Below are 17,986 nucleotides of genomic sequence, written 5' to 3' on the forward strand. Positions count from 1 at the left end.
ATCTTCTGTTAACATAAAGGAACACGTCTAATAAATTTAAAAATTAACACAAAATTAAAATATATGCATTCAACTATTAATTACTATACGTAATAGTATGTAGAAATTCTCTTCGAATATTTTCATTTGATTTAAATAATCCACCCATTGCTGTAGTATTTGTAGTACTTGCAATATCATGTATCCCTCTTGCTTTAACACAATAATGTGCAGCATTAATAAATATTGCAACACTATGAGTATCTAATAATGTTTTTAATGCTAAAAAAATTTGTTGTGTTAATCGCTCTTGCAATTGAGGTCTTTTAGAAAAAAATTGTACTATCTTATTGATTTTTGATAAACCGATTACACTATTTTTTGGAATATATGACACAGTAGCTTTTCCATTAAACACAATAAAATGATGTTCACACACACTAGTAATATTAATATTACGTACTGTAATCATTTCATTTATTTTCATAGTGTTTTTTATTATTGAAATTTTAGGAAAATTTAAATAATCTAAACCAAAGAAAATTTCTTCTACATACATTTTTGCGATACGACTTGGAGTATGTAAAAGACTGTCATGATTTAAATTTAATTTAAGAAGATACATAATAGATGCTATATGATCTTTAATTTTATTCATACGAACTTCATTATCTATATTTAATTCAATTACAGGATTTTCCAATCCATGATGTAATAAAGCATCACGTACTAATAACGATTCTTGCGTTAATTTAGACATATAATTTTCTCTAAATAATTTTTATATCTATTACTATATATGAAAATAATATACTCATAATCATGATAATCAACAGTATTACAAAATTTATTAAATATGATCAATCATTTTAAAATTAAAAATAGATAATGCCTCCAATATAATACAACTCACCATTCAATACACATATATTAAAGTAATAAAATTGATTATTTCATTGAAATAACTATTTATATAAAATAAAAACAACAAAAATATATTATATATAATATATTTTTGTTGTATAATATATATACATTAAATTGATTTTTTTAAATATTATGTATAATTTTTGAAATTCTATTTATATATAAATATATTGATTAGGTATGTAATTATATGTTTAAAATACAAGCTGAATTACGCGTTTCTATTAAAACGGCTGCGGTTCGTCGTTTGCGTAAAAAAAATAAGTGTCCAGCCATAGTATATAAAAATAATAAATTTAAAAATTTACCCGTAGAATTAAATAATATTGATATACAGCATCCTAACTCTATAGTTCATTTTTACAAAAATAATATTTTACAATTAATAATACGTAATAAATCAATTTTAACTGTAAAAATAAAAGAAATACAATATCATCCTTATAAACCAAAAATAATTCATATAGATTTTATGTGCGTTTAATAATAGCATTAAAATAAACTATTAATAATTACTACTATATAAACATAGTATTCATATAGGTTTTATTGTAAATATTATATATATATTTTAATAAAAATTAAATATATACTATTTTATTACTATATGAATAAACCGCATTATTTCTTTTCTACTGAATAGTAATCTAAAGCTAATTTAATAAGCGTAGTTAATAACAAAGTAGAATCTAAACCAGTTGCTTCCCATAATTTAGGATACATACTGCTACTGGTAAATCCAGGTAAAGTATTAACTTCATTAATAATAACCTGATTATTTGATTTTAAAAATACATCTACACGAGCCATTCCAACACAATTTAAAATTCGAAATGCATGCATAGCATAATTTTGAATTTTATTGCTAATAATATCACTAATTTTAGCAGGTATTATTGTTTTAGTTGTATAACTTATATATTTTTTATGATATGTATAAAAACTATTATTAATAATAATTTCTCCACATACACTAGTTTTTATTTTTGAATTCCCTAAAACTGCGCATTCTAATTCTCTTCCTGTAATATATGGTTCTATTATAATTTTATTACTATACAAAAAAGCCGTATCTAATGCTCGTTTAAAAGTAGTACTATTGACAACTTTAGAAACCCCTATGGAAGAACCTTGATTTACGGGTTTAATAAAAAAAGGTACTCCAAATATATTAGAAAAATTATCAAATTTTATATCTGATCTTTCATAATTAGAAAAAGTTTTAAATAAACCAACAGGTAATCCTGCATCACGTAATAGACGCTTAGTAATATCCTTATCCATACAAATCGAAGATCCTAAAACATTTGATCCAACGCATGGTAAATTCATAATACGAATAAACCCTTGTAAAGTTCCATCCTCTCCTAACACTCCATGGGTTATCGGAAAAATCACATCAATTTTAAATAAATGATCAGAAGTATCATTAATACAAAAAACAAATTTACCAGAAAATTGTTTTATTAAAATTGGAAAATACTTATACTGTTGATTATTAAAATTAGAAAAAATATCCAAACATACATCGTTAGGAATTACATACCAACCACCATTTTTACTAATCCAAAAAACAACTATCTCAAAAAGATTTCTATCTATATGTTTCAAAATATAATTTGCTGATTTCAGTGAAACCTCATGTTCTTTAGAAAATCCACCACAAATCAATCCAACTCGTAATTTATTATTTAATTCCATATATAAAACGTGTTAATACTACAATATAGTAAATCATAACAGAACTACTAACAATAATAATTGTTTCAAAAATATATTTGATGATATTTATTTTACACATAAAAAACAAAAAAGCTAAATTAAATTTACTAAATTTAGCTTTTTTGTTTTTTATAAAATATTTTTACTCTTATTAATTAATAAAGAAATCGCAACTTTATTAAAATAAATAAGATAATCCTACTGAAAACATATCATCAGTACAAATTTTCGCAGCATTAGTAAAATCATTTTTAACTAAAAGATTTAATCTATAATCTATAGTAGCTGAAATTTTTTTATTAAAAGAATAACTACTACCAAAAGTTACATATTTCTTCAAATAATTCCCATATCCATTGTCTACATCACTAGCTTTAGAATGTAAGTAAGATATAGAAGGAGTTACTCCACAATTAAACCTATATTGAGCTATAACTGATACATCTCTTGTTTTATTAGCAAAACCATAAATACTTTCTGGATTTAAAACATCACTAAAATTACCAAAAGGAGTCATATTATAAGTTTCTCCATAAACTGCAGACAAATATGCTCCATAAGCATTATATTTCACACCAAAACAATATGCTTCGGCAGGATCTGTATTATAACTAACATCTAAACTTCTTTGTTCAAAAGTACGTTGACTATTCATGTAGGATACAGATGCCGCAATACCATTACTTAAATTATAAGATGCAGAAATTCCATATCCCTCTCCATTAGCTGTTTTTACAGTGCGACCAGTTTTCTGATCAACATCATTCTTTCCTTGATACTGGATAGCAAAATTTAACCCATTCAATAACCCAAAAAAATTCTTATTACGATAAGTAATCAAGTTTGATGATCGACCAGACAAAAAATTATCAGCTAAAGATGTATCACCTCCAAATTCTGATGCTAAATCTGTCCAGGATTTTACATCATATAATATTCCATAATTTCTTCCATAATCAAAGCTTCCAAAATTTCCTAGTTTTATTCCTACATAACCTAGAAGTGCCCGACCATTATCTGATAAATTAATTCCTTCTTCAACATTTCTTAATGGAAACTCATACTCCCATCTTCCAAAACCTGAAATTTTACCTTCATTTAAACAAGTTTCCCCGAATAAACCATACCTTACAAAAAGATAATTAATTCCATTATCAAAATTTTTTGAAAAAAATTGACCTCCTGATATATTCCCATACATATTCAATACATTTCCGTTTTTATTATAAATCTCAGAAGCCCCAAAAGCGCTTGTTGCCATAACCATAGTTACAATCAGGTTAACAAAACACCATAATTTCATATCTACCACCCTCATCTTAGATGAAACCCAAATTTATTAACAATAAATATTGTTATACTTCAACTTAATTATATACCGACCTTACCTCGTATAATACTAAATAACATAGAACTTTTCAAGTAACTGATTATATTAATATATCTCATTCTTTAATAAGACACAACAATTGCTAATCTTCATAATTATTCTTTATTTATAAAATTATTTATGCTAAAAAATTATAAATATAATCATTCTTTATATAAAAATATTATTTTATTATACAAGTAATATTTACCTGTTAACTACTAACTAAATATTAATTAATTAGTTTCTGCTGATTCTACCACACGTTGCAATCCAACTACATGTTCATCATGTGCAGTACGGATTAACATAACTCCCTGAGTATTACGTTTAATAATATTAACCTCAGAAGCACGAATACGAACTAATCGACCAGCATCAGTAATGATCATTATTTGATCATCTTGATTAACTTGAACAGCTCCTACTACATTACCGTTACGCTCTGTTACTTTAATAGAAATCACTCCTTGAGTAGCACGCGACTTTAATGGGTACTCTGACTGATTTGTACGCTTACCAAATCCATTTTTTGTTGTAGTTAAAATAGAACTTCTATTTTTTGGTATAATTAAAGATACTACCCGATCTCCTTTTAATAAATGAATACCTTTTACCCCTACTGCTGAACGACCCACGCTACGAACCTGAGTTTCTCTAAATCTAACAACTTTTCCGTAAGCAGTAAATAACATAACCTCATCATTCCCATTAGTAATATCAGTTCCAATTAATTCATCTCCTTCATTAAGATTCAACGCAATAATACCAACATTTCTAGGTCTACTAAATTCCATAAGCGCAGTTTTTTTTACAAAACCGCTACTAGTAGCCATAAATATTTGATACCCTGTTGTATATTTTTGAATCGGTAAAATAGCAGTAATTCGTTCATTTGTATCTAAAGGTAATAAATTAATAATTGGTTTTCCCCTGGAACCACGTTTGGCTTCCGGTAATTGATATACTTTCATCCAATATATTCGACCATAATTAGAAAACAACAAAACAGTATCATGAGTATTTGCTATAAGTAATCGAGTAATAAAATCTTCTTCCTTAATACGAGTAGCTAATTTACCTTTTCCTCCTCGTTTTTGAGCATCATAATCAGTTAATGGCTGATATTTTACATAACCTTGATAAGATAAAGTTACCATTACATCTTTTTGATTAATTAAATTTTCTATATTAATATTAGGAACGGTATCACTAATTTCAGTTCGACGAGCATCATTATACTCTTCCTTAATAGAAAGTAATTCTTGACGAATTACTTTCATTAAGGAACTTGGATTTTTCAAAGTAAAAATCAAATTTTCCATTTTTTTTAATAAATTATAATACTCTATTAACAATTTTTCACGTTCTAAGGTAGTAAGTTTATGTAACCGTAAATCTAAAATAGCCTGTACTTGGTTTTTAGTAAGATAACACCCGTTATTTTTAGTAAAATTATTCTTAGACAACCATTCAGAATTTAACAAATCAACAGACATTTTTTGTCTGACGTCCATTACATCATTTGCTAGCCAAACTTTAGATATTAAAGAATAACCAGCATTAATAGAACTATTAGAACAACGAATCAATTCAATAATAGTATCTATATTGGATAAAGCTATTACCAATCCTTCCAAAACATGAATTCGATTACCAGCTTTTTTTAACTCAAATAAAATACGACGTGTTATCACCGAACGCCGATGACATATAAAAGCAGATAAAATATCTTTTAATGACATAATTTTTGGTTGTCCGTGAGATAACGCAACCATATTAATTCCAAAAGATATTTGTAATTGAGTCAAAGAATATAAATTATTTATTACTATTTCACTAATGGCGTCATGTTTAATATCAATAACAATTCTCATCCCATCTTTATCAGATTCATCACGTAAACTATGTATTCCGTCAATTCGTTTCGTTTTTACTAACTCTGCAATTTTTTCTAATAATTTAGATTTATTAACTTGATATGGAATTTCATATACTATTATAGATTCTCGACCAGTTTTAATATCAGTTTCAATTTCTACACGAGCTCTAATATGAATTTTACCTCTACCTGTTTCATATGCTTTTTTTAATTCACTACAATCATTAATAATAGCAGCAGAAGGAAAATCCGGTCCAGGTATATGTCTCATTAATTCATTAACAGTAATATTTTCGTTGTCGATTACTGCTAAACATCCATTAATTACTTCAGAAAGATTATGCGGTGGAATATTTGTAGCCATTCCTACAGCAATACCAGATGAACCATTAATCAGAATATTTGGAATTTTAGTAGGTAATACTTCAGGAATCTGTTCAGTTCCATCATAATTAAATTCATAATCAACTGTTTCTTTTTCTAAATCAGATAACAATTCATTTGCAATTTTAGACATACGTATTTCTGTATAACGCATAGCTGCAGCTGAATCACCATCTACTGACCCAAAATTTCCTTGTCCATCAATTAAAACATAACGCATTAAAAAAGGCTGTGCCATACGAACAATAGTTTCATACACAGCAGAATCTCCATGAGGATGATATTTCCCTATAACATCTCCTACTATTCTAGCAGATTTTTTATAATTTTTATTCCAACAATTTCCAAGAATTTGCATAGCGAATAACACCCGACGATGCACTGGCTTCAATCCATCTCTGACATCTGGTAGTGCACGACCTATAATTACAGACATAGCATAATCCAAATAAGAACGTTTCAATTCTTCTTCTATATAAATCTGTGTAATTTCTTTAGCACGACTATTCATATAATGATACCCTTGGATTATATATATCGTATATAATAAACTATTTTCAAAAATAACTTTTAATATTATACTCTTATTTAATACTTAATAATATCATTAAGAACAACTTACTACTATTTTTAAGATAAAAATACATTACTAACAAATAATATACATTATACGATAAAATGTAATTAACCACAAAAAAGCAATACTATAAAATAATTAAAATTATAAAATATAAATCTTAGTTAACTTAAAATATTACATGATGAATAAAAATTTTATTGAAAAATCAATAAAAAATATTGATCTTGAAGAAATTAAAAAATTCAATCTATCTGCTTCACAATGGTGGGATACTAATGGTATATTTCGATCTTTACATCACATAAATCCAACACGTTTATATTACATTCTTAAATACAGTAACGGAGGACTATTCGAAAAAAAAATATTAGATATTGGATGCGGAGGAGGGATTCTTGCGGAAAGTATGGCTATAGAAGGAGCAAAAGTTACTGGACTAGATTTGAGTGTTCATTCATTAAATATAGCTAAATCTCATGCTTCATCCCAAAACTTAGCAATTAATTATATATTAGAAACAATAGAACAACACTCAATTAATTATACTAATTATTATGATATAATAACCTGTATGGAAGTTTTAGAACATGTACCTAATCCAATTTCAGTAGTACATGCTTGTTCTTCTATGATAAAAACAGGGGGATCAGTTTTTTTTTCTACATTAAATCGAACCTTCAAAGCATGGTTATTAGTGATAATCGGAGCTGAATATATTTTTAATATCATTCCTAAAGGCACTCATACTCTAAAAAAATTTATTACACCATCAGAATTATTAGATTGGATTGATTTTACTACGCTAAAAGCAAATAATATTTCTGGAATATACTACAATCCTTTTACTGATAATTGCATGATCACAGAGGATATAAGCATTAACTATATATTACATGCATATAAATCATCATGAATAAACAATAACAAACATGACTTTAAAACTATAGATTTTTAATAATATTTTTATAAAAATATATATATAGTTATAGCACTATGACTAGTAAAATTATTAATTTATTATTAATAACAAAAAATAAAAACAATGATTAATTGTCATGATACTATGGTTAAAAGTTATTATCAAATAATGATACAATTATTCAATTAAACGTCATTGATAACGCTTTTAATTATATTTATCTTATACTTATTAAGAACACTAAAAATTATTCTAAATCTATATAAAAAAGGACATATAATTAAATAAATTTAATCACTTCTTTTATAAAAAAAATTTTATTGATTACAATCACACATATTAATTATTACCATATAACTTTAATAAGGAAATATATCAATATGAATCAAACTTTATTGGTTACTAAACGAGATGGACATCAAGAACCTATCAATTTAGAAAAAATCCATCGAGTAATTAATTGGGCAGCTCAAGGTTTAGAAAAAATTTCAGTTTCACAGGTTGAATTACGCTCTCATATACAATTTTATAATGGAATAAAAACTTCTGATATTCAGGAAACTATTATCAAAGCAGCAGCAGATTTAATTTCTAAAGAGGCGCCAGATTACCAATATTTAGCAGCACGTTTAGCAGTATTTCATTTACGTAAAAAAGCATATGGACAGTTCGAGCCTCCTAAACTATATAACCATGTCTTACGACTCGTAAAAATTGGAAAATATGATAAACACCTATTAGATGATTATAATCATCACGAATTTAACCAAATGGATGAGTTTATTGATCATTGGAGAGATATGAATTTTTCATATGCTGCTATCAAACAATTAGAAGGAAAATATTTAGTTCAAAATCGAATAACTGGAGAAATCTATGAAAGTGCTCAGTTTTTATATGTATTAACTGCAGCATGTTTATTTTCTAAATATCCTAAAAATACTAGAATGAATTATATAAGAAAATTTTATAACGCAGTATCAACATTTAAAATTTCTTTGGCAACTCCTATTATGTCTGGAGTGCGTACACCAACTCGTCAATTTAGTTCCTGCGTATTAATTGAATGTGATGATAGTCTTGATTCTATTAACGCAACATCTAGTGCTATTGTAAAATATGTTGCACAACGAGCTGGAATTGGTATTAACGCCGGCCGAATTAGAGCAATAGGTAGCCCAATACGCAACGGGGAAGCATTTCATACAGGATGCATCCCTTTTTATAAGCATTTCCAAACAGCAGTTAAATCATGTTCTCAAGGAGGAGTGCGAGGTGGGGCAGCTACTTTATTTTATCCTATTTGGCATTTAGAAATTGAAAATCTACTCGTTCTAAAAAATAACAGAGGAATCGAATCTAATAGAATACGTCATTTAGACTATGGAGTACAAATTAACAAATTAATGTATCAACGACTTATCACAGGAAAATACATTACATTGTTTAGTCCATCTGACGTGCCAGATTTATATGAATCTTTTTTTTCCGATCAAAATATCTTTGAACGCTTATATCATAAATATGAAAATAACCATAAAATTCGACAACGCAAAATTAAAGCAATAGTATTATTTTCTTTAATGATGCAAGAACGAGCTTCTACTGGAAGAATTTATATTCAACATACAGATCATTGTAATACTCACAGTCCATTCAATAGCACTCTTGCTCCAATTCGACAATCTAATTTATGTTTAGAAATAACATTACCTACTAAACCATTAAATAATATTAATGATACAAATGGGGAAATAGCTCTATGTACATTATCTGCTTTTAACCTTGGTAATATCAATAATTTAGATGATTTATCTGAACTTTCAATTTTAATCGTACGAGCTCTAGATGCTTTATTAGATTATCAAAGTTATCCAGTGTTAGCTGCACAATATAGCGCTATAAACCGTCGATCTTTAGGAATAGGGGTAATAAATTACGCTTATTATTTAGCAAAACACGGAGTACGTTATTCAGATGGAAGTGCAAATATATTAACACACCATACATTTGAAGCTATCCAGTACTATTTATTGCAAGCTTCTAATCTTCTAGCTAAAGAAAAAGGCCCTTGTGCATGGTTCAATGAAACTTCATATGCCCAAGGAATATTACCTATTGATACGTACAAAAAAGACTTAGATTGTATAATTAATGAACCATTATACTATGATTGGGAAAAATTGCGTAATCAAATTAAACAATACGGATTAAGAAATTCTACAGTATCTGCGTTAATGCCATCAGAAACTTCTTCACAAATTTCTAATTCTACAAATGGTATTGAACCTCCTAGAGGATATATTAGCATTAAAGCATCAAAAGACGGTATTTTACGACAAGTAGTCCCTCAATATGAAAAATTATCATCTAATTATGAATTATTATGGAATATTCCAAATAATCAAGGTTATTTAGAATTAGTAAGCATTATGCAAAAATTCATCGATCAATCTATCTCAACAAATATGAATTATGATCCATCTTGTTTCCCAGAATCTAAAATTCCAATTAAACAACTATTATCAGATTTACTATATGCATACAAATTAGGAATTAAAACATTATACTACCACAATACTCGGGATGGATCCTCAGAAATACAAAAAAAAATAGAATATAATAATAGTCAATCAAACACCTGTTCAAGTGATGCTTGTATAATGTAAAATATTTTACTTGCCGTCATTTTAAGAAATAAAAGGATAAATATGATATACACAACTTTTTCTAGAAAAAAAAATAATCAACTTTTAGAACCAATGTTTTTAGGTCAACCAGTAAATATTGCTCGATTTGATCAACAAAAACATGTTATTTTTGAAAAATTAATTGAAAAACAATTATCTTTTTTTTGGAGACCAGAGGAAATAGATATTTCTAAAGATCGAATAGATTACCAATCTCTTCCTGATCATGAAAAACATATTTTCATTAGTAATTTAAAATATCAAACATTACTCGATTCTATACAAGGAAGAAGCCCAAATATTGCTTTATTACCTTTAATTTCTATTCCAGAATTAGAAACCTGGGTAGAAACTTGGTCGTTTTTCGAGACTATTCACTCTCGATCCTATACTCATATTATTAGAAATATTGTAACTCATCCATCATTAGTATTTGATGATATTGTAACTAATAAAGAAATTTTACAACGAGCAAAAGATATCTCAATATATTATGACGATTTAATTAAATTGACTAGTTATTATCATATTTTAGGACCTGGAATACATAAAATAAACAAAAATACCGTTACTGTAAACTTACATGAACTTAAAAAAAAATTATATTTATGTTTAATAAGTATTAATGTATTAGAAGCAATCAGATTTTACGTTAGTTTTGCTTGTTCATTTGCATTTGCTGAACGAAAACTAATGGAAGGTAATGCTAAAATTATACGTTTTATTGCCCGAGATGAATCTTTACATTTAAGTGCAACCCAACATATACTAAATCTTATGCGCACTGGATCAGATGACCCTGAAATGGCTGATATTAGTCATATGTATCAAACAGAAAGTCATAATTTATTTTTAATGGCTGCAGAACAAGAAAAAATGTGGGCTCAATATTTATTTAAAGATGGATCTATGATTGGATTAAATAAAGAAATATTATGTCAATATATAGAGTATATTACAAATATACGTATGCAAGCAATTGGACTAAAAACACCTTTTAATAATACTAAATCAAATGTAATACCTTGGATTAACTCATGGTTATCTTCAGATAATGTTCAAGTTGCACCTCAAGAAGTAGAATCCAGTTCTTATTTAGTAGGTCAAATAAATACTAGTATTGATGATGATGAATTTAATAACTTTCAATTGTAAAATTATTATAGATAATAATACATCTCGTGATATACAATTTATTTATCACAATTCAGTATTTCGATCTTTATTAGAAATATTAAAATATCATAATATATCGGTAAATTATCAATGTAAATCAGGCTATTGTGGAAGTTGTCGAGTCACTTTAGTAAAAGGAAAAATAAAATACTATAATAAACCTCTAGCATCTTGTCTTTTTTCTGAAGAAATTTTTATTTGCTCTTGTTTCCCAACAGAAGATATCATATTAAAAATATGATATCTTCTGTATTACAGTCACTTTGACATTACTTATTCATACCAAATAATACTGATAAATTTACTATAATAACAGAAATAGTACAAATATAAATATATTATTTATTAACAAAAATATTTTTGTATACATTGATATATTTTATACATGCAACTTTTTACATCATTAATTGAATTAAATGAATTACAAACTGTGGATATAAACCGCTACACAATATAGTGATCACCATAATTATTATCATCAATCCTTCCATTTTATACATCCAATTAGAAAGGTGATTAAAATCAATACAAACATTATTACTATTATATATAGAATTATAACAAAATAAATTAGTTAAAATTTTTAAATAATAAAATGTACTAATAATACTACTAGAAATTATAAAAATAGTTATTATCCATAATTTACTACTTATACTTAATAATAATAAATAAAATTTACCAATAAAACCAAACGTTAAAGGTATCCCTGCTAATGACAAAATCGTTATTGCAAATATTATTGATAACATAGGTGAATTCCAGAATAAACCACTATATGAACAAACTAAATCTATATTTTTTTTCTCTTTTTCTATGCAAGAATTTGATATAATATTGATTATTCCAAAAACCCCTATATTAGAAACTAAATAACTTATAAGATACAAATTGATAGATTCTTGAGTCATTGCGCTATTTACGTATAATGCAATCAATGCTACTAATAAATACCCTGAATTAGTTATCGAAGAATAAGCTAAAATACGTTTAATACTATTTTGATAAATAGCCATCATACTTCCAAATAACATAGATAAACATGCTGAACCTGATAAAAAAACATAAAGCATCTCATTATATTGATCTGGAAATATTAATAAAAATCGCATTAACGCAGAGATTACAGCAATTTTACTACCAGTAGATAAATACATAGATATTGCAGTAGGTGCTCCCTGATATACATCAGGAATCCACACATGAAACGGAACAAAAGATAATTTAAAACCAATTCCAATCATAATCATTATTAATCCTATAATGACCAACAGTATCGGTGATAATTGATAAATAATTATTTCAGAACCGCTACAATAAGTTAATAATAATTTTTTAATTTCAACAAAAGATAAACAACCCGATCCACAATATATAAAAGCTATTCCAAAAAGTAAAAAAGATGACGATACCCCAGATAATATAATATATTTAATACCTGATTCTACAGATTTCTTCTGAAAAACAGCATAACTAATTAAACCAAACATGGGAATAGAAAGTAATTCTATTCCTAAAAATAATATTATTAAATGATTTGTAATCGTTAATAACACTCCACCCATAGTAGAAAGTAACAATAGTAAATAAAACTCATCTTTACGGGGACTTGGATACGATAACAACCATGAATATCCTGATATAACACTAGCTAGACTTGCTAATATCACAAGCGATATATGCAATACAGAAAAACTATCAACATGTATTAACTGAAAAATATTTAATTTTTCTTTAGTATCAATCCATGACATTATTTTAAAAGCAAACATCATAGATACAATTAATCCAATTGCTGTAAATATAGCATGTTTTAAATTCCCTCTATTCCATGCTATGGATAACATAATAATAATAACTGTTATACCTATAATTAATATAGGTAATAAAACAATTATATCGCTCCAAATTTTTATCATAAAAAAATAGCTATCCTTTATAAAGTTACAACAATAATTATTATAAATAATTACATCCTTGTAATCTCATATATATATTTAGTAGTTTTATATGATGTATCCAAAATAAACTGAGGAAATAACCCAATTATAAAAATACATAAAAGTAATATTATACTAATAAATTTTTCATGAAATTTTATATCTGTTAATAGACCGTATACTTTTTTTGAAGAACCATAATACACTTTTTGCATCAAAACTAAAGAATAAATAGATGCAAATAATATTCCACCCATAGCAGCTATTATTGCAACAAATGGCGCTACTTGAAAAATTCCAAATAAAATTACTGCTTCTCCTATAAAATTTCCAGTTCCAGGAATACCTAACATTGCTGCCACAAAACACAGAGAAAAAGCAGGAATAAAATTTATATTATTCCATAAACCACCCATCTCAGTGATATTACGAGTGCTTAATCTTTTATGTAACTGTCCACATAAAATAAACATTCCAGCTGCAGATAAACTACATGAAATCATTTGTAGAACAGCTCCTTGATAAGACAATTGATTATTACTATAAATTGCAATTAATATAAATCCCATATGAGATATATTTGCATATGCAATCATTTTTTTTATATCAACTTGAGCACAAGCCATCCAAGACCCATAAAAAATATTTAATAATCCTAAAAACATTGCAATTAAAGAAAAATCTCGTACAGCACAAGGACAAAATGGAAGAACAAATCTAAAAAATCCATAAATTGCAGTTTTTAATAAAATACCTACTAAATCTACTGATCCCATCATAGGAGAAGAACTATGAATTTCTATCAACCAAGAATGAAAAGGAACAATTGGCATTTTTATTGCAAAAGATAAAAAAAAACCTAACATTAATAAATATTCTACATTTTTTGGTAATGTAACTTTTGATAAACAATCATAATCAAATGACCAAATTCCATTAATTTTATAATTAAAATAAACAATAATTATAATAGACACTAACATACTCAACCCGCTAAGTTGAGTATAAATAACAAATTTAGTGGCAGAAATAACTCGTAATTTTTTATTATTACATTCTACATAACCCCACATAGATATTAAAAAATACATTGGAATTAATATAATTTCCCAGAAAAAAAAGAATAAAAACATATCTACTGATAAAATAACTCCTATTCCACTACCTAAAACCCACAACAAATTTAAATAAAATAAACCCTGATATTTACTTATATTATCCCAAGAACTTAATATTGATAAAACTCCTAAAATTCCAGATAACACTAACATTAATAATGATAAACCATCTAACGCTAAATGAAAATTAATTCCAAATCTTGGAATCCAAGAACATACATATTCTAACTGCCATAAAGAAGTAGATTGATTAATTTTTAAAAATTCATTTAAGATTGATTTAAAACACCCCAGGCTAGACAACCATAATATTACGCTTATAAACAATTCAATACTTACTCCCAATAAAGCAATCCATCGAGGATTAAATACACTAATTCGCTCTGATTGCCAAGACAATAAACCAAAAATAAAAGGAATTAATACTAAAATTAATAATAACATTATATTTTCTTCGTCTCCAAAAACAATACAACTTTATAATTTATATCTTTTCTTTCAATATCTTTATATATTTGAATTCATTAAAATCATAAGCAGAGCAATAATTGCACCAATATTTATTAACAATATATTCCAATTTATTTTTTTATGTTCAGTGCACAAAAAACATTGACCTAACCAATTAAAAATAGATATACACACATTAATCCCAGATCCAATAAAATCATTGTAATAAAATAACTTATTTATTATATAAAAATACGGTTTCACAAATATAGTCTTATATAACCAATCTAGTCCCCATCCATAATGACATAATAAAATTAAATATCGTGTTATAAACTCCGATGACAATTGTTCTTTAAAAGCTTTATCTTGTATTGTAAATATAGTATTTTTGAACCAAAATACATATGCTATCCATATTCCTAACAATACTAAAATTTCAGAAGTTATAATAAAATATATTTGTCTATAATCAAATTCATAAAAATAACTACTATAAAAATCATTTATTAAAAATAATGGTATTTTTATCCCAGCGGCAGTAGATAAAAATAAAAGAATAATTAAAGGAAAATATTGATTAATTTCAAAACTAATTTTCGGTTTAATTGATTGATGTCCATGAAAAATTATAAAAATCATACGAAAAATATAAATAGGAGTTAAAAACACCCCTATTAATCCTAAAATTAAAAAAAGATAATTATGATTATTAAATATACTTAATAAAATTAATTTTTTAGAATAAAAACCAGAAGTAATTATAGGTAATCCAGACAATGACGCTCCACCTACTAAAAAACAAATATAAAGAAAAGGTGTTGATTTAAATAATCCACCCATCTTTAGAATGTTTTGCTCACCCTGACATGAACGTATTAAAGAACCCGCTGATAAAAATAACAAAGCTTTAAAAAAAGCATGTGTTGTTAAATGATATATCGCTCCATACCAATTTTTTTCTCCTAAAGCTAAAAACATATATCCAATTTGGCTAATAGTAGAATATGCTAGAATTTTTTTAATGTTATTTTGAAACAGCGCAGAACAACTAGCTGTCACTAAAGTAATAGCTCCTACAACACCTACTATATATAAAATACAGGAATTAATTAAAAAAAAATTATTTAAACGATAAATTAAATATACTCCAGCGGTCACCATAGTAGCTGAATGAATTAAAGCAGATACCGGAGTTGGGCCAACCATAGCACTAACTAACCACGTATGCAAAGGAAATTGAGCTGATTTAGTTATAGCTCCTATTAGAAAAACAACAGCAATACAACTAGATAAAGCAGTAGTTGATAAATATTGTGGAGATAACTGTAGTAATTCATGTAAACTCAATGTATGATATTGATCATAAACCATAAATAAACCACACATTAAACATATATCTCCAAATCGAGTAACAATAAATGCTTTCAAAGCTTGAAAGCCATTGTTACTATTGTAGTAATAGAAACCAATTAATAAATAACTACATAAACTTACTCCTTCCCAACCAAAATATACACATAATAAATTATCTGACAAAATTAAAAGAATCATATTAAACATAAATAAATTAATATAAATAAAGAAACGAGCATACCCTTCAGATTCACGCATATACCAAATAGAATATATACAAATTATAAAACCAATCCCAGTAATTATTGACAACATCAACAAAGACAATCGATCTAATTTAAATTTTATTCCAATATGCATGGTATCTACTTTTAACCATGACCATAACTCCTGAATAATTATAAAATCAGCTTTATCATACAAACAATAATGAAAATTTAATATTAAAAAAGCAGTAATACACGCTGATATTCCAATACCACTACTTCCTATTATTGCTGTAATATTCTTTCCGTGATTCTCTTGAAATATTATTAATGCAATAAAACTTAACAATGGAAATAACATAGTTAAAATAAACACATTCATATCTTTCTTAAATATCTCAATTTTACGTTACATCATCAGTATTTAAAGTTCCATAACACCGATACAAATGTAACAATAACGCCAATGAAACTGCTGATTCAGAAGCAGCTACAGTGATAACTAACATATATATAATTTGTCCATATTCCTGGCCCAAATACGCACCTACTACTACAAACGCTAACGCTGAAGAATTAATAATAATTTCTAACCCTAATAACATTAAAAAAAAATTCTTCTTAATCGTTATTCCTATTAATCCTAATATAAATAAAATAATAGATAAAATTAAACCATGCGATAAAGGAATCATTTATTTATTTTTCTTATCATTATTATTTATGAAAACAATATTATCACAAATAGATTGACTTTCTTGAGCTATATGTAATACAGAAATTAATGCACTTAATAATAACAATGACGCTATTTCTACAATCAGTAGATACTCTCCTTCTCCTCCAAACAAAGTAGCACCAATCAAATTAATAGGTATTGTTGTTTTTATTATATCAATAAATTGATCTTCTATTCTAAAAACAGAATAAAACAAAATGAATAATAAACTACCCATAATAAATAAAACACCTAAACTAAATTTTTCTAAAAAAAATACACAACTTCTGTTCTTAGAACAATAAGAAGCTTCATTACTCATATTAAACATCATCATTACAAATAAAAAAAGCACCATAATTGCACCAGCATAAATAATAATTTCTATAGACCCAGCAAAAGATGCTTTTAAAGCAAAAAAATTACATGATACAAAAAATAATGAAGATACCAAATATAATAATGAATGCACAGTATTATTATTTAATACAACACAAATAGTTGCCAACACTGCCATGAATCCGGAAATATAAAATAAAACTACCATACTACATCATTCTCCTTATTATA

General features: G+C 26.4%; 14 protein-coding genes. 5 read left to right on the plus strand and 9 right to left on the minus strand.

Features of this window, described 5'->3' with window-relative positions; all coding sequences use genetic code 11:
- Positions 1–76 precede the first annotated feature (76 nt).
- Complete coding sequence (folE, locus tag Bfest607_RS02385; RefSeq protein WP_500838153.1) at positions 77–739, minus strand: GTP cyclohydrolase I FolE; 663 nt, start codon at positions 737–739, stop codon at positions 77–79.
- A gap of 357 nt (positions 740–1,096) precedes the next feature.
- On the opposite strand from folE, the gene rplY reads away from it, so the two are divergent.
- On the plus strand, positions 1,097–1,390 hold the full coding sequence (rplY, locus tag Bfest607_RS02390; RefSeq protein ID WP_500838154.1) for a 50S ribosomal protein L25: 294 nt from the start codon (positions 1,097–1,099) through the stop codon (positions 1,388–1,390).
- A 137-nt stretch (positions 1,391–1,527) separates the two neighbouring features.
- Here rplY and Bfest607_RS02395 read toward each other — a convergent pair whose 3' ends face one another.
- The 3 genes from Bfest607_RS02395 to gyrA all read right to left on the minus strand — a co-directional run bounded on the left by Bfest607_RS02395 (position 1,528) and on the right by gyrA (position 6,774).
- The gene (locus tag Bfest607_RS02395) at positions 1,528–2,607 is read right to left on the minus strand and encodes a D-alanine--D-alanine ligase family protein (RefSeq protein ID WP_500838155.1); all 1,080 of its coding nucleotides are present in this window, start codon (positions 2,605–2,607) and stop codon (positions 1,528–1,530) included.
- Positions 2,608–2,806: 199 nt separating this feature from the next.
- A complete protein-coding gene (locus tag Bfest607_RS02400; protein ID WP_500838156.1) occupies positions 2,807–3,931 on the minus strand; it encodes a porin in 1,125 nt (374 codons plus the stop codon).
- A gap of 302 nt (positions 3,932–4,233) precedes the next feature.
- On the minus strand, positions 4,234–6,774 hold the full coding sequence (gyrA, locus tag Bfest607_RS02405; protein ID WP_500838157.1) for a DNA gyrase subunit A: 2,541 nt from the start codon (positions 6,772–6,774) through the stop codon (positions 4,234–4,236).
- A gap of 250 nt (positions 6,775–7,024) precedes the next feature.
- On the opposite strand from gyrA, the gene ubiG reads away from it, so the two are divergent.
- From ubiG to yfaE, 4 genes are all read left to right on the plus strand, one after another.
- Positions 7,025–7,756 carry a bifunctional 2-polyprenyl-6-hydroxyphenol methylase/3-demethylubiquinol 3-O-methyltransferase UbiG gene (gene ubiG, locus Bfest607_RS02410; protein WP_500838158.1) on the plus strand — a complete coding sequence of 244 codons (732 nt, stop codon included), beginning with the start codon at positions 7,025–7,027 and terminating at the stop codon, positions 7,754–7,756.
- A 386-nt stretch (positions 7,757–8,142) separates the two neighbouring features.
- Complete coding sequence (gene nrdA / locus Bfest607_RS02415) at positions 8,143–10,431, plus strand: class 1a ribonucleoside-diphosphate reductase subunit alpha (protein WP_500838159.1); 2,289 nt, start codon at positions 8,143–8,145, stop codon at positions 10,429–10,431.
- 42 nt (positions 10,432–10,473) lie between these two features.
- Positions 10,474–11,607 carry a class Ia ribonucleoside-diphosphate reductase subunit beta gene (gene nrdB / locus Bfest607_RS02420; protein WP_500838160.1) on the plus strand — a complete coding sequence of 378 codons (1,134 nt, stop codon included), beginning with the start codon at positions 10,474–10,476 and terminating at the stop codon, positions 11,605–11,607.
- Positions 11,582–11,869, plus strand: coding sequence for a class I ribonucleotide reductase maintenance protein YfaE (gene yfaE, locus Bfest607_RS02425; RefSeq protein WP_500838161.1), 288 nt, complete (start codon positions 11,582–11,584; stop codon positions 11,867–11,869). The genes nrdB and yfaE overlap by 26 nt, the downstream gene beginning before the upstream one ends.
- A gap of 154 nt (positions 11,870–12,023) precedes the next feature.
- Here the strand turns inward: yfaE and Bfest607_RS02430 are convergent, their stop codons facing one another.
- The 5 genes from Bfest607_RS02430 to Bfest607_RS02450 form a co-directional block, all read right to left on the minus strand.
- On the minus strand, positions 12,024–13,547 hold the full coding sequence (locus tag Bfest607_RS02430; protein ID WP_500838162.1) for an NADH-quinone oxidoreductase subunit N: 1,524 nt from the start codon (positions 13,545–13,547) through the stop codon (positions 12,024–12,026).
- Positions 13,548–13,597: 50 nt separating this feature from the next.
- Positions 13,598–15,130 carry an NADH-quinone oxidoreductase subunit M gene (gene nuoM / locus Bfest607_RS02435; protein WP_500838163.1) on the minus strand — a complete coding sequence of 511 codons (1,533 nt, stop codon included), beginning with the start codon at positions 15,128–15,130 and terminating at the stop codon, positions 13,598–13,600.
- Positions 15,131–15,193: 63 nt separating this feature from the next.
- Positions 15,194–17,080, minus strand: a complete 1,887-nt coding sequence (gene nuoL / locus Bfest607_RS02440; RefSeq protein WP_500838164.1) for an NADH-quinone oxidoreductase subunit L — start codon at positions 17,078–17,080, stop codon at positions 15,194–15,196.
- A gap of 22 nt (positions 17,081–17,102) precedes the next feature.
- The gene (gene nuoK / locus Bfest607_RS02445) at positions 17,103–17,393 is read right to left on the minus strand and encodes an NADH-quinone oxidoreductase subunit NuoK (protein WP_500838165.1); all 291 of its coding nucleotides are present in this window, start codon (positions 17,391–17,393) and stop codon (positions 17,103–17,105) included.
- Complete coding sequence (locus tag Bfest607_RS02450) at positions 17,394–17,963, minus strand: NADH-quinone oxidoreductase subunit J (protein WP_500838166.1); 570 nt, start codon at positions 17,961–17,963, stop codon at positions 17,394–17,396. It abuts the gene before it with no gap.
- Positions 17,964–17,986 lie beyond the last annotated feature (23 nt).

The organism is Candidatus Blochmannia festinatus (nom. nud.) (assembly GCF_059936355.1).

Excerpts from the sequence above, each read along its gene's own strand:
- Bfest607_RS02430 (WP_500838162.1), bottom strand. The coding sequence starts at position 13,547 with ATGATAAAAATTTGGAGCGATATAATTGTTTTATTACCTATATTAATT.
- nuoL (WP_500838164.1), bottom strand. The coding sequence starts at position 17,080 with ATGAATGTGTTTATTTTAACTATGTTATTTCCATTGTTAAGTTTTATT.
- nrdB (WP_500838160.1), top strand. The coding sequence starts at position 10,474 with ATGATATACACAACTTTTTCTAGAAAAAAAAATAATCAACTTTTAGAA.
- nuoK (WP_500838165.1), bottom strand. The coding sequence starts at position 17,393 with ATGATTCCTTTATCGCATGGTTTAATTTTATCTATTATTTTATTTATA.
- ubiG (WP_500838158.1), top strand. The coding sequence starts at position 7,025 with ATGAATAAAAATTTTATTGAAAAATCAATAAAAAATATTGATCTTGAA.
- folE (WP_500838153.1), bottom strand. The coding sequence starts at position 739 with ATGTCTAAATTAACGCAAGAATCGTTATTAGTACGTGATGCTTTATTA.
- Bfest607_RS02450 (WP_500838166.1), bottom strand. The coding sequence starts at position 17,963 with ATGGTAGTTTTATTTTATATTTCCGGATTCATGGCAGTGTTGGCAACT.
- Bfest607_RS02400 (WP_500838156.1), bottom strand. The coding sequence starts at position 3,931 with ATGAAATTATGGTGTTTTGTTAACCTGATTGTAACTATGGTTATGGCA.
- Bfest607_RS02395 (WP_500838155.1), bottom strand. The coding sequence starts at position 2,607 with ATGGAATTAAATAATAAATTACGAGTTGGATTGATTTGTGGTGGATTT.
- gyrA (WP_500838157.1), bottom strand. The coding sequence starts at position 6,774 with ATGAATAGTCGTGCTAAAGAAATTACACAGATTTATATAGAAGAAGAA.
- nuoM (WP_500838163.1), bottom strand. The coding sequence starts at position 15,130 with ATGTTATTATTAATTTTAGTATTAATTCCTTTTATTTTTGGTTTATTG.
- yfaE (WP_500838161.1), top strand. The coding sequence starts at position 11,582 with ATGAATTTAATAACTTTCAATTGTAAAATTATTATAGATAATAATACA.
- rplY (WP_500838154.1), top strand. The coding sequence starts at position 1,097 with ATGTTTAAAATACAAGCTGAATTACGCGTTTCTATTAAAACGGCTGCG.
- nrdA (WP_500838159.1), top strand. The coding sequence starts at position 8,143 with ATGAATCAAACTTTATTGGTTACTAAACGAGATGGACATCAAGAACCT.